Origin of the sequence: Ruminiclostridium josui JCM 17888 (genome assembly GCF_000526495.1) — a bacterium.
In the GTDB taxonomy this organism is placed as follows: Bacteria; Bacillota; Clostridia; order Acetivibrionales; family DSM-1351; genus Ruminiclostridium; species Ruminiclostridium josui.
In genome coordinates, this window is the sequence record NZ_JAGE01000001.1 from 2,382,728 (window position 1) to 2,403,616 (window position 20,889).

General features: G+C 36.3%; 21 protein-coding genes. 18 read left to right on the top strand and 3 right to left on the bottom strand.

All coding sequences use genetic code 11. The features are described from left to right. Positions 1 to 356: 356 nt before the first annotated feature. Positions 357 to 836 (bottom strand): metal-dependent transcriptional regulator, encoded by a 480-nt coding sequence (locus K412_RS0110940; protein ID WP_024833151.1) that lies wholly within the window; start codon positions 834 to 836, stop codon positions 357 to 359. A 219-nt stretch (positions 837 to 1,055) separates the two neighbouring features. On the opposite strand from K412_RS0110940, the gene K412_RS0110945 reads away from it, so the two are divergent. The 18 genes from K412_RS0110945 (at position 1,056) to tsaD (ending at position 19,454) form a co-directional block, all read left to right on the top strand. After that, positions 1,056 to 2,246 carry an amidohydrolase gene (locus K412_RS0110945; protein WP_024833152.1) on the top strand — a complete coding sequence of 397 codons (1,191 nt, stop codon included), beginning with the start codon at positions 1,056 to 1,058 and terminating at the stop codon, positions 2,244 to 2,246. After that, on the top strand, positions 2,239 to 2,691 hold the full coding sequence (gene tsaE, locus K412_RS0110950) for a tRNA (adenosine(37)-N6)-threonylcarbamoyltransferase complex ATPase subunit type 1 TsaE (protein WP_024833153.1): 453 nt from the start codon (positions 2,239 to 2,241) through the stop codon (positions 2,689 to 2,691). Before K412_RS0110945 ends, tsaE begins: the two co-directional genes overlap by 8 nt. Positions 2,692 to 2,703: 12 nt before the next feature. Continuing rightward, positions 2,704 to 3,417 carry a tRNA (adenosine(37)-N6)-threonylcarbamoyltransferase complex dimerization subunit type 1 TsaB gene (gene tsaB, locus K412_RS0110955; RefSeq protein WP_024833154.1) on the top strand — a complete coding sequence of 238 codons (714 nt, stop codon included), beginning with the start codon at positions 2,704 to 2,706 and terminating at the stop codon, positions 3,415 to 3,417. After that, positions 3,410 to 3,862, top strand: coding sequence for a ribosomal protein S18-alanine N-acetyltransferase (gene rimI / locus K412_RS0110960; RefSeq protein WP_024833155.1), 453 nt, complete (start codon positions 3,410 to 3,412; stop codon positions 3,860 to 3,862). Before tsaB ends, rimI begins: the two co-directional genes overlap by 8 nt. A 42-nt stretch (positions 3,863 to 3,904) precedes the next feature. After that, positions 3,905 to 6,307 carry a Lon protease family protein gene (locus K412_RS0110965; RefSeq protein ID WP_024833156.1) on the top strand — a complete coding sequence of 801 codons (2,403 nt, stop codon included), beginning with the start codon at positions 3,905 to 3,907 and terminating at the stop codon, positions 6,305 to 6,307. Between the two features lie 109 nt (positions 6,308 to 6,416). After that, a complete protein-coding gene (locus tag K412_RS0110970; RefSeq protein WP_024833157.1) occupies positions 6,417 to 6,971 on the top strand; it encodes an RNA polymerase sigma factor in 555 nt (184 codons plus the stop codon). Beyond that, positions 6,968 to 7,534, top strand: a complete 567-nt coding sequence (locus K412_RS0110975; protein ID WP_024833158.1) for an anti-sigma factor family protein — start codon at positions 6,968 to 6,970, stop codon at positions 7,532 to 7,534. The genes K412_RS0110970 and K412_RS0110975 overlap by 4 nt, the downstream gene beginning before the upstream one ends. After that, positions 7,531 to 8,436, top strand: a complete 906-nt coding sequence (locus tag K412_RS0110980; RefSeq protein WP_024833159.1) for a hypothetical protein — start codon at positions 7,531 to 7,533, stop codon at positions 8,434 to 8,436. Before K412_RS0110975 ends, K412_RS0110980 begins: the two co-directional genes overlap by 4 nt. Before the next feature lie 80 nt (positions 8,437 to 8,516). Continuing rightward, positions 8,517 to 8,774, top strand: coding sequence for an HPr family phosphocarrier protein (locus K412_RS0110985; protein ID WP_024833160.1), 258 nt, complete (start codon positions 8,517 to 8,519; stop codon positions 8,772 to 8,774). A gap of 170 nt (positions 8,775 to 8,944) precedes the next feature. Further along, on the top strand, positions 8,945 to 10,786 hold the full coding sequence (gene uvrC, locus K412_RS0110990; protein ID WP_024833161.1) for an excinuclease ABC subunit UvrC: 1,842 nt from the start codon (positions 8,945 to 8,947) through the stop codon (positions 10,784 to 10,786). A 21-nt stretch (positions 10,787 to 10,807) separates the two neighbouring features. Continuing rightward, positions 10,808 to 11,509: a metallophosphoesterase gene (locus K412_RS0110995; RefSeq protein ID WP_024833162.1), complete on the top strand. Its 702-nt coding sequence runs from the start codon at positions 10,808 to 10,810 to the stop codon at positions 11,507 to 11,509. A gap of 234 nt (positions 11,510 to 11,743) precedes the next feature. Beyond that, positions 11,744 to 13,030, top strand: a complete 1,287-nt coding sequence (gene tig, locus K412_RS0111000; protein WP_024833163.1) for a trigger factor — start codon at positions 11,744 to 11,746, stop codon at positions 13,028 to 13,030. Positions 13,031 to 13,135: 105 nt separating this feature from the next. Then, a complete protein-coding gene (gene clpP / locus K412_RS0111005) occupies positions 13,136 to 13,720 on the top strand; it encodes an ATP-dependent Clp endopeptidase proteolytic subunit ClpP (RefSeq protein WP_024833164.1) in 585 nt (194 codons plus the stop codon). Positions 13,721 to 13,733: 13 nt separating this feature from the next. Further along, positions 13,734 to 15,029 carry an ATP-dependent Clp protease ATP-binding subunit ClpX gene (gene clpX, locus K412_RS0111010; RefSeq protein WP_024833165.1) on the top strand — a complete coding sequence of 432 codons (1,296 nt, stop codon included), beginning with the start codon at positions 13,734 to 13,736 and terminating at the stop codon, positions 15,027 to 15,029. Positions 15,030 to 15,183: 154 nt separating this feature from the next. Further along, on the top strand, positions 15,184 to 16,866 hold the full coding sequence (gene lonB / locus K412_RS0111015; RefSeq protein ID WP_024833166.1) for an ATP-dependent protease LonB: 1,683 nt from the start codon (positions 15,184 to 15,186) through the stop codon (positions 16,864 to 16,866). A 282-nt stretch (positions 16,867 to 17,148) separates the two neighbouring features. Beyond that, positions 17,149 to 17,817, top strand: a complete 669-nt coding sequence (locus K412_RS0111025) for a thermonuclease family protein (RefSeq protein WP_024833167.1) — start codon at positions 17,149 to 17,151, stop codon at positions 17,815 to 17,817. A gap of 259 nt (positions 17,818 to 18,076) precedes the next feature. Then, positions 18,077 to 18,268 (top strand): holin, encoded by a 192-nt coding sequence (locus K412_RS0111030; RefSeq protein ID WP_024833168.1) that lies wholly within the window; start codon positions 18,077 to 18,079, stop codon positions 18,266 to 18,268. 124 nt (positions 18,269 to 18,392) lie between these two features. Beyond that, positions 18,393 to 19,454 carry a tRNA (adenosine(37)-N6)-threonylcarbamoyltransferase complex transferase subunit TsaD gene (gene tsaD, locus K412_RS0111035; RefSeq protein WP_024833169.1) on the top strand — a complete coding sequence of 354 codons (1,062 nt, stop codon included), beginning with the start codon at positions 18,393 to 18,395 and terminating at the stop codon, positions 19,452 to 19,454. Between the two features lie 257 nt (positions 19,455 to 19,711). On the opposite strand, the gene K412_RS0111040 is transcribed toward tsaD, so the two are convergent. Together K412_RS0111040 and K412_RS0111045 are read right to left on the bottom strand one after the other, a co-directional pair. Beyond that, positions 19,712 to 20,434 (bottom strand): lytic transglycosylase domain-containing protein, encoded by a 723-nt coding sequence (locus K412_RS0111040; protein WP_034847442.1) that lies wholly within the window; start codon positions 20,432 to 20,434, stop codon positions 19,712 to 19,714. A 94-nt stretch (positions 20,435 to 20,528) separates the two neighbouring features. After that, the gene (locus K412_RS0111045; protein ID WP_024833171.1) at positions 20,529 to 20,834 is read right to left on the bottom strand and encodes a hypothetical protein; all 306 of its coding nucleotides are present in this window, start codon (positions 20,832 to 20,834) and stop codon (positions 20,529 to 20,531) included. Positions 20,835 to 20,889: the final 55 nt, after the last annotated feature.

Genomic DNA, 20,889 nt, shown 5'->3' on the forward strand with positions numbered 1-20,889 from the left:
ATTGAAAAGAAAAAGTGTTCCAATTTCAAATTACCTGGATCAATATATGCCACACTTACTATAAAAGCAGGCCCTAAAAATTTAAGTACGGTTCTGATTCTACCAATTGATTTACTATTATGTGTCATAACCTTTCCAACATTTAAAGATTCAGCTTGTGAGCCCAATGCTGGTGAAAAGCCCTCATCCAACAAAATTAACACCTCTTGACATTTTTATACTTAACTAATATCTTTAGCTAAGTCTAATTTCGTTTACCTAATCTAAAATATGTATGAAAAAATAAAAGTGTTACATATGGATATAAAAAAAAGCTGCTTTGTGATTAGTCACAAAACAGCTGAAATAAAAACCTTTTATTTGGTCTCTTGTTTACAGAAATCCCGAAATTTTTGGATCAAATCGGGATTTAACGACAGAAATTTGTTAAACATATTTAAAGTTGATAAGGTTCCGGCAGAAATATTGTGTTCCACCAATTCTGTTTCAACTAGTAAATCTTCATCAGCGCCTAGATTTTTTAGAAAGCTTTCTATAATATTATGCCTTTCCAACAAAAACTTGCCAAGTTCACGTCCATTGTCAGTCAAAAGAATAATCCCATACTTTTTATATTGTAGCAATCCAAGCTTGCTTAGCTTTTGAACCATTTTAGTTGCAGAGGGAGCTGCTACGTTAAGAAGTTCAGAAATGGTATTAATTCTCACATAACCCTCTGTCAGGCTATTTCTGTATATCATTTCAAGATAATCTTCCATTGAAGAGGTGAGGAGATTTTTATTTTGCATTAAAAGCTGATATCCTCTAACAGTGTGAAATTTCGATGTTTCTTCCATTAATGACACTTCCTTCCGCATAACCGCCTAAAAAGTCCACATAGACATTTATATTCAATATATAAAAATTTATAACATAAAATTCCGTGGAAAGTGCATGAACTATAGGTGCCGAGCACAAACCAACCATTTATTATATTGTTTTTGATGTCATAATATAATAAAATTAGGATGGTAAAAAATAAAGGGTATTGTTATGTATAAATGTGGAGGTTAATAATGCTTTTAATATATAACGGCAAAATAGTAACAATGTCAGATATAGATTATGAAAATGGATACGTGCTAATTGATAAAGATAAAATAATGGCGGTAGGGCAGGATTTATCAGAGGTTAAAGAAAAACTGACTCCTGATACAAAAAAGATAGATGCAAAGGGAGGCTTTGTATTACCTGGCTTCATAGATGCCCACAGTCATATTGGAATGTGGGAGGATGCAGTTGGCTTTGAAGGCGATGACGGAAACGAGTCTACTGATCCGGTAACGCCTCAATTAAGGGCAATAGACGCTGTCTATCACGCAGACAGGTCTTTTGTGGAAGCCTATGAAAGTGGCGTAACAACTGTTGTTACTGGCCCTGGCAGTGCCAATGTAATAGGAGGGCAGTTTGCTGCTCTGAAAACCTGCGGACGATGTGTAGATGAAATGGTTATAAAGCATCCTTTAGCAATGAAGGTGGCATTCGGAGAAAATCCTAAAACAGTGTATAACGAAAAACATCAAACACCTATGACCAGAATGGCTACTGCTGCTATACTACGAGAGAACTTGTTTAAGGCAAAAGAATATAAGGAACTTTGGGAAAACTATAAAAAAGACCCTGAAGAATATGATAAGCCTGAGTTTGACTTCAAAATGGAAGCATTGCTTCAGGTATTAAACAGGCAGATACCTTTGAAAGCTCATGCACATAGAGCCGATGACATAATAACTGCTATTAGGATAGCTAAAGAATTTGATGTAGATATTACACTTGACCACTGTACAGAAGGATACCTTATAAAAGACATTCTAGCAGAAGCAGGACTTCCTGTAATTATTGGACCTATGCTTACCGATAGGTCAAAAATAGAATTGAGAAATCAAAACCTGAAAACACCGGGGATTCTTTCAAAAGCAGGAGTAAAGGTTGCAATTATGACCGATCACCCTTGTGTGCCGGAACACCATTTATGCTTATGTGCTGCAATTGCTGCCCGTGAAGGCATGGATGAAAAAGAAGCCTTAAAGGCAATAACAATTAACGCTGCTGAAATAACAGGTATCAGTGACCGAGTAGGTTCTATAGAAAAAGGAAAAGATGCCGACATCGTTATATTTAACGGAAATCCGTTGGAATTGAAAACCACCGTACAGAAGACTATAATAAACGGTGTTGTAGTTTACGAGAGGGAACAGGATGAATAAAATAGAAACACATTCATTTGAAGAAACAGTTGAAGCAGGACTAAAGCTCGGTAATATTCTAAAGCCCGGCGATGTTATATGGCTGTCAGGAGACTTGGGAACAGGGAAAACCGCTTTGACTAACGGTATAGCAAAAGCCTTGGGAATAGACGACTATATAACTAGCCCTACATTCAATCTGGTAAATGAATATGAAGGAAGACTGCCGTTATATCACTTTGATGTATACAGGATTGCTGACCCGGATGAGATGTTTGATATCGGTTTTGACGAATATTTAAATAATGGCGGTGTGACGGTAATTGAGTGGGGAGAGCAGATATCAGAAATTCTTCCGTCAGATATAATACGTGTTACTATTGAGAAAAATCTCCAAAAGGGATTGGATGTAAGAGAAATAACAATAGAATTTATCGGCAGTCGGTATTCCGACTACAGGATTTAAGCGGAGGCTAATATGAGAATACTTGCTGTGGACACTTCAACAAATGTTGCGTCAGCTGCAATATTAGAAGATGATGTAATAATAGGAGAATATAACTGCAACAGGGGAAAAACACATTCACAAAGGCTTATGCCTATGGTACAGCACCTTATGGAGACAGCAGGACTGACTGTGAATGATATTGACGCCTTTTCCGCATCAATAGGGCCGGGTTCATTTACAGGCCTTAGAATTGGTGTTACAACAATAAAAGCAATGGCATTTGCAGCAGAAAAGCCTGTAATAAGCGTACACACCCTTGATGCACTAGCATATAATATCCCATTTGAAAAAAATCTTATTTGTCCCATGATAGATGCACGTAACAATCAGGTGTTTACCGCCATATATAAATTTATAGGGGATAAATTTGAAAGGCTTACCGACTACATGGGAATACCCGTTAAGGAATTGGCTGAAATATTAAGTAAGATGGAAGGAGAAACGGTCTTTCTGGGAGATGCCTGCAATATGCACAGGGATTTCTTTGTGAGTGAACTAGGCAATAGAGTAAAGATTGCACCTCCTGGCATAGCGCTGGCAAAAGCATCATCAGTAGCCATATTAGCGGGGAAAGCCTATAGGGAAGGAAAACTGGAAAGCTGCTATGATATGGTACCTTTTTATTTGAGAAAATCCCAAGCTGAAAGAGAAAGAGAGAATCAAAAGGTAAAATCAGATGATTAATAAATTTGAAATAAAGGAAATGACAGCTGACCATATAGATGGTGTGATGATTGTAGAAAATCTCAGTTTTAAAATACCCTGGTCAAGACAGGCCTTTGTGGATGAGATAACTACTAATGATATGGCCATATATTTTGTAGCGTTATGTAATGGGCAGGTTATTGGCTATGGAGGAATGTGGAAAATATTTGATGAGGGACACATAACCAATATCGCCGTACACCCTGAATTTCGCCGCTATGGGGCAGCCTCTTGTATAATAGAGAAAATAATTGAAACATCTGAGAGAAAAGGGATAAAAAGCCTTACCCTTGAAGTTCGGAAAGGCAATGTTGCAGCTCAAAATCTGTACTGCAAATATGGTTTTAAATCGGAGGGCATTCGCAAAGGGTATTATTCTGATACCGGAGAGGATGCACTGATAATGTGGAAACATGGTATCTAAAAATATCAGCTTCAAACATAAAATGTAAAGCGGAGGTTAAACATGTCAAAGCTAAAAGAGCTTTCATATCAAGAACTTGACAATAGATGTAAATTGGAATCATTACCATTTAAGAATACATCACAGTTAGAAACCTATGAAGGAATAATAGGTCAGGAAAGAGCTTCCAAGGCTATGGAATTTGGTCTCAAAATGAAAATGAGAGGCTACAACATATATATGTCGGGGCCTACGGGAACCGGAAAAACGAGTTTTGCTAAACAAATATTGAATGAAATTGCTGCAAATCAGAAGACACCTGATGATTGGTGCTATATATATAATTTCAGTCAGCCCAATCAACCGTTGGCTATAAACCTTCCTGCCGGAACAGGAAAGCAGTTTCAGCAAGACATGGATGAATTTACAAAAATAATAAAACAGGAAATAGTTAATGCATTTGACAATGACCAGTACGAAAAAGAAAAATCAGAAATAATGGATGAGTACGAGGATAAAAAAGAAGAGCTTCTTGATAAACTGAGCAAAGATGCTGAAGAACATGGATTTAAGGTAAACACAGGAAGTTCTGGAATATATTTCTTGCCTATAGTAGAAGGAAGAACCATCAGTGAAGAAGAATTCAGCAATTTGGATGAGGAAACAAAAGATGAAATAACCCAAAAAACAAATATACTTCAACAGGAAACTCTGGATATAATAAGAAAGCTAAAAAACAACGATAAAGAAACAGAGAAGAAGGTGTCAGAATGGGAAAATAAAATTGCTTTACTGGCACTAGGCGTGCATATAGATGATTTAAAGGAAAAATACAAAGAATTTGAAGTAATACAAAAATACCTTGAAGAAGTACAAAAAGACATTCTTGACAATCTGGAAGACTTTAAAGATGAAGAAGTTTCTGAAGAACAGCAGCAGCTGGTCATTCCTTGGATGCAAAAACCGGAAACATCCGTTGCAAAATATAAGGTAAATGTATTGGTTGATAATAGCAACTTAAAAGGAGCTCCGGTAATTCTGGATTCCAATCCAACGTATTCAAATCTCATTGGAAAAATAGAATATGAGAATGAATTTGGCTCTATATCAACGGATTATACAAAGATAAAACCCGGATTATTTCATATTGCAAACGGAGGATATTTAATATTACAAGCGAAGGATGTTCTTGGTAACCCACAGGCATATGAAGCTATAAACAGAGTACTGAAAACAAAGAAAATAATAATTGAGAATATGAAGGATCAAACAGGTGTAGTGGCTGTTACTGCAATCAAGCCTCAGCCTATACCTGTAGATATCAAAGTAATATTGGTGGGAAGTACTGCGATATATGAGCTGCTTTATGAGTATGAGGAGGATTTTAGAAAGTTATTTAAGGTTAAAGTAGACTTTGATGAGGAAATGGAGAGAAATGATGAAAACATATTAAAGTTGGCTAAATTTATTAGCGGCTTCTGCAGGAAAGAGAATACTCTTCATTTTGATAAATCAGGAGTAGCCAAGGTAGTTGAATATGCTTCATGGCTGGTAGAGGATAAAAACAAACTGTCTACAAGGTTTAATGAAATAGTTGAAATACTTTGTGAATCATGTATGTGGGCAGAGGACGATGGTGCAAAGCTTGTAAAAGCAAAGCATGTCCAAAAGGCTATTTCTGAAAAAGCTTACAGATGTAACCGCTTGGATAAAAAGCTTTTGGAAATGCTCAATGAGGGCACAATAATGGTAGATACCGAAGGCAGCGAAATTGGCCAGATTAACGGACTTACAGTAATGGATATGGGAGACTACTCCTTTGGAAAGCCTTCCAGAATAACAGCATCCACTTACATTGGAGAAAGCGGAATAGTCAATGTTGAAAGAGAAGTTGATTTAAGCGGAACTTCTCACAGCAAAGGCGTTCTCATATTAAGCGGATATATAGGTCAAAAATATGCCCAAGAGTTTCCTCTTTCCCTTACTGCAAGCCTTTGCTTTGAGCAAATGTATGGAGGTGTAGACGGAGACAGTGCATCAAGTGCTGAGTTGTACGCAATATTATCCAGTTTGGCGGAAGTGCCTATTAAGCAATCAATAGCTGTAACTGGCTCTGTTAATCAAAAAGGTGAAATACAACCTGTAGGCGGTGTAGCATATAAAATAGAAGGATTTTTTGAACTATGTAAACTCAGAGGCTTGACAGGTGAGCAGGGAGTAATTATACCCTGCCAGAATGTAAAAAATCTTGTTTTAAAGGACGAAGTAATAGATGCAGTAAAGAAAAAACTGTTTCATATATACCCTGTTGAGACAATTGATCAGGGAATTGAAATATTAACCGGCAAAAAAGCAGGTGAAAAAGGGAAGAATGGAGAATATAAAGCTGGTACCATAAATTACCTAGTAAGTAAAAAGCTGAGAAGATTTGCTGCTATAGTATCATCAGAAAAAATAAAGAGATAAATAATAGTTCAGACATATTTTATTTATTTACGTAACTATTGTATTAGCTCTTTTAGGGAAATATAAATAAGAACCTTTAAGATGATATTCAAAGGGGGTGAATCGACTCTTGGCACTTACGGATGCAGAACTGGTGTCTCAGTGCGTGAATGGTGATAGCAGTGCGTTTGAGGAAATAGTTACTAGATACAAGAAGCTGGTCTACAGCGTTGTATATAAGATGATATCGGACAAAGAAGAGGTACATGACGTATGTCAGGAGGTTTTTATAAGGCTATACCGTTCTCTTGATAAATACAATCCAGAGTATAAAATGTCTACATGGATTGTAAAAATCACCTCAAATTTATGTTTGGATACTCTCAGAAAGAAAAAACAGGACACTGTTGCACTGGACGATGCAATCGGAGTTTCAAGTGAGATTGATACACCTGAAGAAGCAGTAATAAAGCACCAAAGATCTCAATTGATAAAAAAGGCTATAGATGAATTGCCTGAAAAGTATAAAATATTAATAATACTCTTTCATAACAGAGGAATGTCATATGAAGAAATGACAAAGATATTAGACGAACCCATGTCAATTGTAAAAAATCGCCTTTACAGAGCTAGGCTAATGTTAAAGGAAAAGCTTGAAAGTGCAAGAAAGGAGGAGGTATTATGAACTGTAACGAATCACAAAACTATATAATGAGATATTTTGACAAAGACTTAAATGATATTGAGCAGGCAAAGCTAAAACAACACCTCAAAAATTGTGAGCAGTGTTCTGAAGAATTTTCTAATATGCAGCAGATATTTACAGAAATTGAACAGGATACAGAGTTTCCGGAACCTCCTGAAGACTTTGAACTTCAAGTTATGAACAGGATTGAGAAAGAAGCTTATATGTACCAAAAGCAAAAAGATGATAATGTTTTTGTGTACAATATATTATTAGTAGCAGTTTCCCTGATATTTGTAATTGTTTTTGGAAGTATATTATGGGAAGCATTAAACAAGCCTATTGGATTAATACAGCAGACTCACCTTGCTTTTGAGACGGTTAAGGACTTTTTATCAGCAACCGTAAGTATGATTAAGGGCTTAACCATAGCTGTTGTTGGTGTTACCGCTTCAATTTACAAAACCTACTATTATGCATATTTGATACTGGGTATTTTACTACTGGTAACACAAGGACTATTTATCCGAATGGTAAAAGCGGGTAATGGAGGAGCTCGATGAACAGAAAGATTAAGGCAATTTTGGTATCACTATTGTTCATACTATTTATACCCTGTATAGCATCAGCATCGCAGTTTGACTTTTCAAATAAAATGGTATTTTTTGAAGATAAGGTAATAACACAGGATAACAAGGGAAATGTTACGGTGGTTATAGGAGATGCTGATATCAAGACCAGTATAAACGGTAGTGTAATTGTTGTCTTGGGGAAAGCTTCTATAAACGGCATAATTGGCGGAGATGTTGTTTCGATTTTTGGTGATGTTTATATTAAGGATAGATCTTTAATACAGGGAAACGTTGTATCCATGGGAAAACTAAAAAGTGATAATGATGTAGTAATAAACGGAACTAAAGTTGATATAAACGTTGATATTATATCATTATTTAAATCCCACGGAATAATTATAAATGGCCTTATTATACTGGCTTTACTAACACTTGTCGCGGGACTTATACTGATAAGTATATTCTCAGGAAGATACCGGGTTATGTCCTATAAAATGAGGCAAGGAATATCCAGACGTATAATAATGGGTGGTTTGATAGTTATAGGATTTACAATTATCGTAATATTTCTTTTATTTTTGATAGTAGCTCCTATAATTTATATATTGCTCCTTATGTTTGCTGATATAGTTGCCAGTATTTTTGTAGGGACATTTATTTTTAAAGAAAATTATGATAGGACAACAATATACCTTCAGTTTTTAGTAGGGGAAATACTTGTAAGTATACTTAAAATAGTTCCTTTAATACTAATACCAAGCGGCTCCTATACAGCTATGCTAATATATGGAATCTGTTTTATAATACTGCAATTTTCGATGGCGTTTTTTGGAATAGGTACTATTATTGATACCGGTTTCGGAAAGGAATCAATTTCTGCAAATAAAAAATGACATATTTGATTTTATGGGTTGTTTTTTGTATAATAGATGATATATTGGCGAGTTTATAAAAAAAATGGGGGAGCGCAAGAATGATATCTACTAAAGTTACAATAAACTGCCCTGCAGGATTGGACTCTAAAGCTGCGGCATTGCTTGTTCAGAAAGTATCCGGTTATAGTTCTAGCATATGGCTGGAAAAGGGTGAGAGAAGAGCAAATGCAAAAAGCCTTTTGGGGTTGCTTTCACTGGGAGTTGAAAGGAACGCTGCCATTACGATAATTACTGACGGAGAAGATGAAAAAAAAGCAGCAGATGAAATAGCGGAATATTTTACTGTTGGATTTTAGAGATAAACCATAAATTTTAAATTTATTTGATATTGATTACGGGCTGTGGCTTAGAATATTAAGGTCACAGCTTTTTGTCCTATATGCCGCTTCTGCAACCGCTCAAAAAGCGTGATACAGGCGGCATTGTGATTATTAATACAAAACAAACATAGTAAGAGGTGAGATAATTGTTTGATATTCAGGAAGAACTGAAAAAGTTACCCGATAAATCAGGTGTATATATAATGAAGGATGCTAACGGAGTGGTTATTTATGTAGGTAAGGCAGTTGTACTCAAAAACCGGGTAAGACAGTACTTCCAGCAGTCTGCAAAACACCCGCCAAAGGTTCAGGCAATGGTTTCTAAAGTCAGCGAATTTGAGTATATTGTAGTTGACTCGGAAGTTGAAGCACTTATGCTTGAATGTAATCTTATAAAAAAGTACAAACCCAAATATAACATTCTTCTTAAAGATGATAAACATTATCCATATATAAAGGTAACTTTAAATGAGGAATACCCCAGAATTCTGAAGACCAGAAGAGTAGAAAAAGACGGTGCCAAATATTTTGGCCCTTACTCCAGTGGTTTTGCGGTTAATGATACCATAGATACTTTAAATAAACTTTTTCCTCTTAAAACTTGTAATAAAATTTTACCCAGAGATATTGGTAAAACCCGTCCCTGCTTGAACTACCATATGAAGCAGTGCCTGGCTCCTTGTCAAGGAGGGGTAAACAGAGATGAATACAGGGAAATGATGAAGAAAATATGCAGATTTCTTGGGGGGCAATATGACGAAATAATTAATGACATACGTATACAAATGGAAAGTGCGGCAGAACAGTTAGACTTTGAGAAGGCTGCAATGCTAAGAAATAAAATATCAAGTATAAGGCAACTGTCGGAGTCACAGAAGGTATTGTCTACAGATTTAGAAGACAGGGACATAATAGGTTACTATGCAGATTCCACAGACCTCTGTGTACAGGTGTTTTTTGTAAGGAATGGGCGAGTTTTGGGCAGGGAGCATTTTATTTTTGAAGGTGAGGCCAGCGAGGATATTAGTTACTCCCTTTCAACCTTTATAAAGCAGTTTTACACTACAGTTCAGTATGTTCCTTCGGAAATAGTGCTCCAGAGTGAAATAGATGATAGCGAAACTATATCAAAATGGCTTAGTGAAATGAGAGGCTTTAAGGTAACTTTAAGGGTGCCTCAAAGAGGGGACTTGGTAAAGCTTGTTCATATGGTTTCGGAAAATGCCGAAATTACGTTAAAGCTTCACAAGGAGCGCCAAAGCAGGGATGGTACAGTGCATGCGGAAGGAATGTCTCAGTTGGTAAAACTGTTAGGATTGGATGAAACTCCGGCAAGGATTGAATCCTATGATATATCCAATACGGGTTCATCAGAAATAGTTGCCTCTATGGTAGTATTCGAAAATGGAAGACCAGCTCGCCAGGAATACAGAAAATTTAAAATGAAGTCAATAGACCAGCAAAACGATTATGGAAGTATGCAGGAGACTTTGTTCAGAAGGTTAAACCGTGCAAAACGTGAAAAGGAAGATAATGTAGAAAATGGTAAATTCTCAAAATTACCGGACTTAATACTTGTGGATGGAGGCTTAAACCATGTGAATGCAGCCAGACAGGTTATTGAGGAACTTGGCTATAATTTTAAAATAGCGGGCATGGCCAAAGATGACAGACATCGTACAAAGTCTCTGGTTTATATGGGAAATGAGTATGATTTGACGGCGAATATGCCATTATTAAGGTTGATTACTGAAATACAAGATGAAACTCATCGGGTTGCTGTTGAGTATAATAGAAAACTTAGAGAAAAACGTTATGTTAAGTCAGAACTTGATGAAATAGAAGGTATAGGTCAAACTCGCAAAAAGGCCCTTATCAAGCATTTTAAATCAGTTGCTGCCATTAAAAAGGCAGATATTACACAGCTACAGGAAGTAAACGGTATAAGCGAGAAAATAGCAAAAAAGATTTATGAATATTTTAATTAAATAAGAAAGAGAAAAGTTTATATGTCAATTTTTACTATAGCAGACCTTCATCTTGCATTGGGAATAGATAAGCCAATGGATGTATTTGGAGGAAGATGGTCAAACTATATGGAAAAGCTTAAAGAAAACTGGATAAGTAATGTTTCAGAAAATGATACTGTAATTATTCCCGGAGATGTTTCCTGGGCCACATATATTGACAGTGCATATGAAGATTTTAGGTTTATTGAGAATTTGCCGGGAAAAAAAATAATTTCTAAGGGAAATCATGATTATTGGTGGACAACTTCGTCAAAGCTTAATAAGTATCTGGCAGAGAACAACTTTAGTACAATATCTTTTATGCATAACAATGCTTTTGAATTTGAAGGAGTTGCAGTATGTGGTACCAGGGGATGGAAGGGCCCCGGAGAAGATGATTTTAAAAAAGATGATGAGAAAATATACAAGAGGGAAATAGAACGACTGGAGTTATCTATCAAGGCGGCGTTAAAGCTGGAACTTTCACGTATGCTGGTATTTATGCATTATCCTCCGGTTACTGTTAAAAGTCCTATGACAGGATTTATTGACATAATGAAGAAATACGAAATAAAGGAATGTTATTACGGTCATTTGCATGGCGAAGGTATAAAAGGGGCAATCGAAGGAGAGTATGAAGGTATCAATTTAAAACTTGTTTCATCAGATTATTTGAATTTTAAACCTTTTAAAATCATATAGATTTTCCAAACAAAAAGGTGGTAAAAAGACTGATATAAGTGAAAGTCTAAAATTTAACATATAATTAAGGTTACACTTGGAATTGTAATATTGTTTGTGGTATAATTGAGTGGTTAATTTTTTGAGTTTTAAGGTAATAAGAGGTAAAATGTTTGCACGGCAGTTAGTGCAGCCAACGTAAATGACGGATAAAATTAATAAAATAAAACTAAATACCGGGAGGAATTTTGTTAAATGAAAGTAAAAGTTGAAAATGTTGAAAAGAATGTTGTGCAGCTTGAGATAGAAGTTGATGCAGCTAAATTTGAAGAGGGCATGCAGCAATCATACAAGAAGAATGCAAATAAGTTCAATGTTCCTGGCTTCAGAAAAGGTAAAGCTCCAAGAAACATTGTTGAACGTTATTACGGCGAACAGGTACTTTATGATGATGCAATAAATATTGTATGCTCAGAAGCATATGATAATGCTATAGAGGAGAACAATATTCATCCAGTAGACAGACCTGAAATTGATATAGTACAAATAGGAAATAAACAGAACCTGATTTTTACTGCTAAGGTTACTGTTAAGCCTGAAGTTGAGCTTGGAGCTTACATGGGCGTAGAGGTTAAAAAGGCTGAAGCTAATGTAACAGATGAAGATTTTGAAAATGAATTTAACAAGATTGTTGAAAAGAATGCACGTCTTATTTCTGTTACAGACAGACCTATACAGTCAGGAGATACAGCTGTAATTGATTTTGAAGGCTTTATTGATTCAGTTCCTTTCGAAGGCGGAAAAGGCGAAGATTACAGCCTTGTTATAGGCTCTGAAACATTTATTCCGGGATTTGAAGATCAGCTTATCGGAAAGAATATTGCCGATGATGTTGATGTAAAGGTTACTTTCCCTGAAGATTACGGCAAAGAAGAATTAAATGGTAAAGAAGCATTATTCAAAGTATTGATTAAGGAAATAAAAGTAAAGGAATTACCTACAGTTGATGATGAATTTGCCAAGGATATAAGCGAGTTTGACACTCTGGAAGAATATAAGAAGGACTTGAGAAATAAACTTGAAGAAAGTGCTAAAAACAAAGCGGAACGTGAAAATGAAGAAAGCGTAATCCAAGCGGTTGTAGCAAATGCAACTGTTGATATACCAAACGTTATGGTTGAAAAACATATTGATGCCATGGCAAGAGATTTTGATATGAGACTTCGCTATCAGGGACTTGACCTTCAGAGATATCTGGAAATTATGGGGACTGATTTTGAAGGCTTCAGAGAACAGTTCAGAGAGAGAGCTGCAAATGAAGTTAAGATTCAGCTGGTAATAGAAAAGATCAGCAAGGTTGAAAATGTTGAAGCAACTGATGCTGACGTAGAAGAAGAAATCACAAAGACAGCAGAAGCTTACAAGCAATCAGCTGAGGAACTCAAGAAGACATTGAGACCTGAAGATATTGAATATGTAAAGAATGATATCGCATTCAGAAAGACAATCAAACTTTTAACAGATAATGCAAAATTTAACTAATTTGTATTAGTTAATTGTTGATGAAATGGGTATCATTATATAAATACCAATGTTAAGGTTCCATCAGTTATGACTAAACATATATTAAATAAGGGAGGTATGCATATGAGTTTAGTGCCTATGGTTGTTGAACAAACTAATCGTGGTGAAAGGTCATACGATATATTTTCAAGACTATTAAATGATAGGATTATTGTATTAAGTGATGAGGTTAATGACGCTACAGCCAGTTTGATTGTTGCACAAATGCTTTATCTTGAGGCTCAGGATCCTGATAAGGATATTCAGTTTTATATAAATAGCCCTGGAGGGTCAGTAGCATCAGGTTTTGCAATATATGATACTATGCAGTATGTAAAGTGCGATGTATCAACTATATGTATGGGAATGGCAGCAAGTATGGGTGCTTTCTTATTAGCGGCAGGTGAAAAAGGAAAAAGATTTGCACTGCCAAACAGTGAAATCATGATTCACCAGCCTCTTGGAGGAGCAAAGGGTCAAGCTTCAGACATTAAGATTCATGCTGAGAATATATTAAGAACTAGAGATAAGATTAATAAGATTCTAAGCGAAAGAACAGGTCAAACTCTTGAAAAGATAGGGAAAGACACTGAGAGAGACTTCTTTATGTCTGCTGATGAGGCTAAGGCTTATGGTATTATTGATGATATTATGGTTAGAAGAAAATAATTGAGGTGCAATGATGACCAGATATGATGAGAAGAAGCAGTTAAAGTGCTCTTTTTGCGGGAAATCTCAGGAGCAGGTTAAACGGTTGGTGGCAGGACCGGGTGTATATATCTGTGACGAGTGTATCGAGCTGTGTTCTGAAATAATCGAGGAAGAATTTGAAGACACAAAGATTGATGCAGAAGTTAATGAGATACCGAAACCAAAAGAGATAAAAGAGATTCTAGACCAGTATGTAATTGGTCAGGATGCGGCTAAAAGGTCTCTTTCGGTGGCTGTTTACAACCACTATAAGAGAATAAACAGCGACGTTAAGACCTCTGATATAGAACTTCAGAAGAGTAACATTGTTATGCTGGGTCCAACCGGCAGCGGGAAAACTTTTCTTGCTCAAACACTTGCTAAGATACTAAATGTTCCTTTTGCTATAGCCGATGCTACTTCTCTCACTGAAGCAGGCTACGTAGGTGAAGATGTAGAAAATATTCTTTTAAGGCTTATACAGGCTGCGGATTATGACATTGAAAAGGCTGAAAAGGGAATTATCTACATTGATGAAATTGACAAGATTGCAAGAAAATCAGAGAATCCTTCCATAACAAGAGATGTCAGCGGCGAAGGTGTTCAGCAGGCACTTTTGAAGATTCTGGAAGGCACTTTGGCTTCAGTACCACCCCAAGGTGGAAGAAAGCACCCCCATCAGGAGTTTATTCAAATAGATACTACTAATATTTTGTTTATATGTGGTGGTGCTTTTGATGGAATAGATAAGATAATTCAAAATAGAATAGGTAAGAAATCATTGGGCTTTGGTGCAAAAATTGAAAGCAACAAGGATAAAGATGTGGGACAATTACTGAAAGATATACTTCCTCAAGATTTGTTGAAATTCGGTCTTATACCTGAGTTTGTAGGAAGACTTCCAATAGTTGTAACTCTCCAGTCTCTTGATAAGAATGCTCTTGTTCAAATACTTACCGAGCCAAAGAATGCTTTGGTAAAACAGTATAAGAAGTTATTTGAAATGGATGATGTTATACTTGAAATAGAGGATGAAGCTTTGGAACTTATTGCTGAAAAAGCAATAGAGCGAAACACAGGGGCAAGAGGACTGCGTGCTATTCTGGAAGAAGCTATGTTGGGAGTCATGTATGACATTCCTTCAATGACTAATGTTGAGAAGTGTATTATAGGGAAGGACGTGATTGCGGAACATTCAGAACCTCAATTGATTCTTAATGAAAACCGCAAATCCTTAAAAAAAGCCGGAGCTAAAAAAACGAGAGTTAAGAAGGAATCCGTTTCCTAATTTATTCTTTATTTAAAACAGACAGGATGTATGTGTTTATTAGAACATATACACCCTGTTTTTTATTTTCAGATTTTCCACATTTTTTGGATAAAATAAAACATGTTGCCAATAATATCTTTATAGGAATTTATCCAAGCTTAAGGAGGATATGATGCTTACGACGACTTTGTTTATTATACAGTTTTTCTTCTCAGTTATTATCGGAATTTACTTTTTATCCCTTCTAAAAAACCAGCAAGGAAACAAAAGTGCTATAGAAAAGGAATCAAAAAAAGAACTAGAAAAATTGAGAAGAATGAGGGATATTCATCTTTCAGAACCTTTATCAGAAAAAACAAGGCCTGCAACCTTGGCAGACATAGTAGGACAAGAGCAGGGCATAAAGGCACTCAGGGCTGCTTTGTGCGGAGCAAATCCACAGCACGTAATAATATACGGCCCTCCTGGAGTAGGTAAAACTGCAGCTGCTAGAGTTATACTTGAAGAAGCTAAAAAGAACAGTATGTCGCCTTTTAGGAAGGAAGCAAAGTTTATAGAAATGGACGCTACAACATTGAGATTTGATGAAAGAGGAATTGCAGACCCATTGATAGGCTCAGTACATGACCCGATATATCAGGGAGCCGGAGCATATGGTGTAGCAGGAATACCTCAGCCAAAGCAGGGGGCTGTTACTAAAGCACATGGAGGAGTTCTTTTTATTGATGAGATAGGAGAACTTCATCCAATACAAATGAATAAGCTTCTAAAAGTTCTGGAAGATCGGAAGGTATTTTTAGAGAGTGCATATTACAGTGCCGAGGACAGCAACATACCCTCTTATATACACGATATTTTCCAAAAGGGCCTGCCCGCTGATTTTAGACTGGTAGGAGCTACTACAAGAACTCCCGATGAAATACCAGCCGCCATAAGGTCAAGATGCGTAGAAATACATTTCCGCTCCTTACGGCCTGACGAGATATGTAAAATATGTGAAAATGCGGCAGCAAAAGGAGGGTTTAATCTGAAACCCGGATGCAGCGAACTTGTATCAAAATATGCCCAAAATGGCAGAGATGCAGTGAACATTATCCAGATAGCTGGTGGTGTTTCCATGGTAGAGAACAGAAGCACTATTGATATTAAAGATATAGAATGGGTTATAGAGTTCGGTCACTATAGCCCCAGACTTGATAAGAAAGTAAGTCCGGTAAATCAGGTAGGATGTATAAATGGTCTAGCTGTCTTTGGAGACAGTACCGGTATGGTTATAGATGTGGAGGTAACGGCAATACCTGTTGCATGTGGAACAGGTAATATAAGAATAACAGGAATTGTTGAAGAAGAAGAAATGGATAACAGGGGCCATAAGCTCAAAAGGACAAGTTCAGCCAAAGCTTCTGTTGAAAATGTTTTAACTGTTTTAAGAAAATATATGGATGTTGACTTCAAGGATTATGAAATACATTTGAATTTTCCAGGTGGTATTCCTATTGATGGACCTTCCGCGGGAATAGCTATTGCTACAGCTGTTTACTCTGCGGTCAAAAATATACCTGTAAGTGGAGAACTAGCAATGACAGGTGAAATATCAATAAAGGGAAAAGTAAAGCCTGTTGGAGGCGTTGTGGCCAAAGTAGATGCTGCTAAAGCTGCGGGTATAAAAAAAGTGTTTATTCCCAAAGATAATTATCAAGAGATATTCGAAGATATGGATATTGACGTTATACCGGTTGAAAATATTAGTGAAGTTATGAAGGCGGTATTTGATGTTGATTTAATAGAAAAAAAAGACGAAGCAATTTCCAATGGTTCTACTCCTATTACAGTGCTTACCGCACAAGGAACATAGGTGTTTTCAACAGCCCTAAGCAATTTAAACCAGCTTACGTGATATCGGCCAATACAATTTGAACCCTCGCAGAAAAAGCCCTGTTCCCCATAGGAAGGAACAGGGCTTTTGGCATATTCATTAATAAATCATCTTCATAAACTTCAATGTACATGAATAAACCTGCCCTTATGGCATAAATCTCCTTTTATTATAGCAGAAAAAGAAACTATGTTCTTTTTCAAGTAAAAATGATAGAATATCAAGAGCAAATTTTTATTATGCATATCGAAAGGAAAGCACATGAAGAAAAAAACTATAGCATCGGTAGCATCAATAATAACTGCTGTTTTTGTGGTTTTTGGTGGCTACTTTTATCAGGACGAAAATAAAACAGCAGTTAATAGAAAAATAGGTACGTATAGCAGTGCTCAGACGCTGGAAAAAATTGAATTTCCAAATTATGTTTTTGATGTGTCGGGAGAGGGAATTGAACCTTTTGGCTACATAAATGTAACTGTTTCAAAGGTAATTGATGGTGACACTTTTCGTGCGGAATACAAAAAAAAGGAATACAAGGTTAGAATGCTTGACATAGATACTCCAGAATCAGTTAAATCAGGTGTTGATCCCCAACCTTTTTCTGGTGAGGCATCAGATTTAACTAAAGATACCCTTACAAATAAGACTGTAAAACTGATTTTTGAAAAGGATACAACAGACCAGTATGGCAGACTTCTTGCTCATGTAGTTCTTGAGGACGGAAGCTTTTATAATGCCATGATGGTAAACGGAGGGTATGCTATTTCAGTTTTTTATAGTCCTAACACCCTTTTAAAGTCCTTTTTCGATAAGCTGCAAAATGATGCTATCAAAGAAGGGAAGGGCTTCTGGGAACTGCCAGAAAACCAGCGACCATATATTAAAAACCAAAAGGGAAAATATGTAGCGTCATACAAAAATAGTAAATAATATAGTTATTAATCGAAATTTCACAAAATTTGGGACTTTAGAACTATCATTATTGGTAAATTTTTTCTATATATTGTATAAGGTTTTTTTGGTAATATAATATTGAACATTAGCATTTCTCCTTTTTAGGGGCATGGAGCCCGAAGGCTCCATGTTTTTTTGTTTCCCTTTTTTTCAAATTAATGGAACAAGTAAACATAAAACAGAGATTTTCATATTATGTACTATGATATTCAAATGGTACGTAATAGGAGGATTTATGAACAGATTAAGAAGCCCGGTTGCATGGACAGCTTTTGCAGCTTTAGTATTGTTTGTACTGAAAACATTTAACTTTCTTGCACCTATAGGTTTGAGTGAGGATAGCTTTAAGGAATTGACAACCCTTATTTTTGCTGCCCTTACAGCCTTTGGTATTTTTAACAACCCAACAGATAAAGATTCATTCTAGAAGCAAAAGTGGTGGTTACGAAACAGAAAGTTTTTATTTTGAAACCACCACTTTTCCCAATCCTTGATTATTGAGATTCATTAAGCTATGATAAAATAAAGCATATAAAGTCGGAGGAAAATAAATGGATACACTTATACTTGGTATAGAAAGCAGCTGTGATGAAACCGCTGCTTCGGTTATAAAAAACGGAAGATATATAATGTCAAATGTTATTTCATCTCAAATAGATTTGCATAAAAAGTATGGCGGAGTTGTTCCTGAAATCGCATCAAGAAAGCACGTAGAATTGATTATGCCGGTTATCCATCAGGCACTAGAGGAGGCAGGTGTTTCCTTAAAAGAAATAGATGCTGTAGGTGTTACTTATGGGCCCGGATTGGTAGGAGCTCTACTTGTTGGGTTGACTGCTGCCAAGGCAATTGCATTTGCTGCTAACAAGCCTCTTGTTGGCGTACATCATATTGAGGGGCATATTGCGGCAAACTACTTGCAGGAGCCCGAGTTGGAGCCGCCTTTTATATGCCTTGTAGCCTCAGGGGGGCACAGTCATATTGTCCATGTTATAAGTTACAGCGAATTTGAAATTCTTGGACAAACCAGGGATGATGCTGCTGGAGAGGCTTTTGATAAGATTTCCAGAGCTATCGGATTGGGATATCCGGGAGGACCTTTAATTGATAAAAATGCGCTGACTGGCAACAGTAAAGCAATTCAATTTCCACGTGTAACCTTTGATGACGGTTCTCTGGATTTTAGTTTTAGCGGGCTTAAGACAGCGGTTTTGAATTACCTTAACAGGATGGAGCAAACAGGGGAGAAGATTAATATTCCTGATGTTGCAGCAAGCTTTCAGCAGGCAGTTGTGGATGTTTTGGTAAGAAATACAATCGCAGCAGCAAAAATGAAAAATATTAATAAAATAGCTTTAGCAGGCGGAGTTGCCGCTAATACACAACTTAGAAATGATATGAAGCATACAGCCGAAAAGCAAGGTATCAAGGTAATGTATCCAGAATTGATTCTTTGTACAGATAATGCTGCTATGATAGGGTGTGCAGCTTACTACGAATTTATTAATGGAAAAAGAGCAGGGATGGACTTAAATGCAGTTCCAGGATTAAAGTTATCCACAAGTATTTCCAAAGACAAGAGTGCCCCCTTTCACAGTGATATTAGTAAGTAGAAGAGTATTACATTTTTTTACACAATTTTTATAATCACCGTTAAACCATGTAAACATAGGTGTTCTGGCCTTTGAAGTCTTAAATGTGAATAAAAAACTGTGAATAATTTATAGATTCTGTGGAAACCCGGTAGAACATTTGGGAAATAAGTGTTTGAGACTTGTGGATAAATTTGTGGATATTGTGAATAAGTTTGGGGTTAACTGTTCTAAAATTCAGGAAATGTAATAGCTAGAAATAAAATACAAGCAGGTGATTACCTGCTTGTTGACATTTTGTACTGATTAAAATACTCTGTGACATTTTTTACATAATTTTGCGTTTCTGTATAGGGGGGAATTCCTCCGTATTTGTTTACACTGTTTGGACCAGCATTATATGCTGCTAAGGCAAGACTTATATTTCCGTTGAATCTTTCCAACTGAGTTTTTAAATAACGGGTTCCACCGTCGATGTTTTGAGCAATATCAAAAGGATCTTTTATACCAAGTCCGTCTGCGGTACCTGGCATAAGCTGCATTAAACCTTGTGCTCCTGCGGTAGAAATAGCAGTAGGGTCAAAGGAGGACTCCTGCTTAATGACTGCTCTAATTAATTCTTTGTCTACTCCGTACTTTGCCGAGGCATTGTCAATACTTGAATTGATTAAGTTCATCAGTTCAGTTATATCAGTGGGTATATATGCTTTTGAATTTGCCAGAGCCGTACGGGCTTTTAAAATGTTACTGGTACTACTACTACTTGTACTGCTGTTACTAAGCTGACCTAGTAAGTCTGTCAGTGACGTATCCTGCAAAGAGTTTGCTTCAAGCCCGTTAAGGGAATTAGCTAAACCTGACTGAGTTACGTCATCAAGATACTTTTTAAAAGGAATATCTGAGCTGCTGGAGTTTCCTGTATTAATTCCGGGAATACCAGCTAGTCTGCTTTCTATCTCTGCCAGTTTTTGTTTAAAAATTGCGTCTATATCTATATTCATATAATCACCTTAACATTTTCATTTGTAAGTATAAACTACATTAATTATATCGGTATAACTGAATAAACATTTAATATGCATTTTATATACTGCATTATGATATTAATATTTTTTTGCTGAATTTTGAGCAAGATTTCCTGTTTGTACCATCAAAATGCCTTTCTGAGAAGAGCTTGCAACGGCCTACATTTTCATTTGGAGAGTCAATATGTACAATAAAATTTTCACAGTGAATACATTTAAGGTTAACGTCTTTTGAAGCGGTTAAAACAGTACTCTCCTTGTATCTGAAACAAACGTAATCTGCCGTTACAACCCCGTGGTATTTGCATAAAATATCATTTGTCAGATGCAGGGATAACCCTCTCTCACAGCTTTTGCAGCACTTCTTGTGTTTCATATTTTTAAACCTCCGTGACCCAAACTGCCATAAAATAAAATGATTTACTACATTA

Coding starts and splice junctions, on each gene's coding strand:
- K412_RS0110940 (WP_024833151.1), bottom strand. CDS start 836: ATGGAAGAAACATCGAAATTTCACACTGTTAGAGGATATCAGCTTTTA.
- K412_RS0110945 (WP_024833152.1), top strand. CDS start 1,056: ATGCTTTTAATATATAACGGCAAAATAGTAACAATGTCAGATATAGAT.
- tsaE (WP_024833153.1), top strand. CDS start 2,239: ATGAATAAAATAGAAACACATTCATTTGAAGAAACAGTTGAAGCAGGA.
- tsaB (WP_024833154.1), top strand. CDS start 2,704: ATGAGAATACTTGCTGTGGACACTTCAACAAATGTTGCGTCAGCTGCA.
- rimI (WP_024833155.1), top strand. CDS start 3,410: ATGATTAATAAATTTGAAATAAAGGAAATGACAGCTGACCATATAGAT.
- K412_RS0110965 (WP_024833156.1), top strand. CDS start 3,905: ATGTCAAAGCTAAAAGAGCTTTCATATCAAGAACTTGACAATAGATGT.
- K412_RS0110975 (WP_024833158.1), top strand. CDS start 6,968: ATGAACTGTAACGAATCACAAAACTATATAATGAGATATTTTGACAAA.
- K412_RS0110980 (WP_024833159.1), top strand. CDS start 7,531: ATGAACAGAAAGATTAAGGCAATTTTGGTATCACTATTGTTCATACTA.
- K412_RS0110985 (WP_024833160.1), top strand. CDS start 8,517: ATGATATCTACTAAAGTTACAATAAACTGCCCTGCAGGATTGGACTCT.
- K412_RS0110995 (WP_024833162.1), top strand. CDS start 10,808: ATGTCAATTTTTACTATAGCAGACCTTCATCTTGCATTGGGAATAGAT.
- tig (WP_024833163.1), top strand. CDS start 11,744: ATGAAAGTAAAAGTTGAAAATGTTGAAAAGAATGTTGTGCAGCTTGAG.
- clpP (WP_024833164.1), top strand. CDS start 13,136: ATGAGTTTAGTGCCTATGGTTGTTGAACAAACTAATCGTGGTGAAAGG.
- clpX (WP_024833165.1), top strand. CDS start 13,734: ATGACCAGATATGATGAGAAGAAGCAGTTAAAGTGCTCTTTTTGCGGG.
- lonB (WP_024833166.1), top strand. CDS start 15,184: ATGCTTACGACGACTTTGTTTATTATACAGTTTTTCTTCTCAGTTATT.
- K412_RS0111025 (WP_024833167.1), top strand. CDS start 17,149: ATGAAGAAAAAAACTATAGCATCGGTAGCATCAATAATAACTGCTGTT.
- K412_RS0111030 (WP_024833168.1), top strand. CDS start 18,077: ATGAACAGATTAAGAAGCCCGGTTGCATGGACAGCTTTTGCAGCTTTA.
- tsaD (WP_024833169.1), top strand. CDS start 18,393: ATGGATACACTTATACTTGGTATAGAAAGCAGCTGTGATGAAACCGCT.
- K412_RS0111040 (WP_034847442.1), bottom strand. CDS start 20,434: ATGAATATAGATATAGACGCAATTTTTAAACAAAAACTGGCAGAGATA.
- K412_RS0111045 (WP_024833171.1), bottom strand. CDS start 20,834: ATGAAACACAAGAAGTGCTGCAAAAGCTGTGAGAGAGGGTTATCCCTG.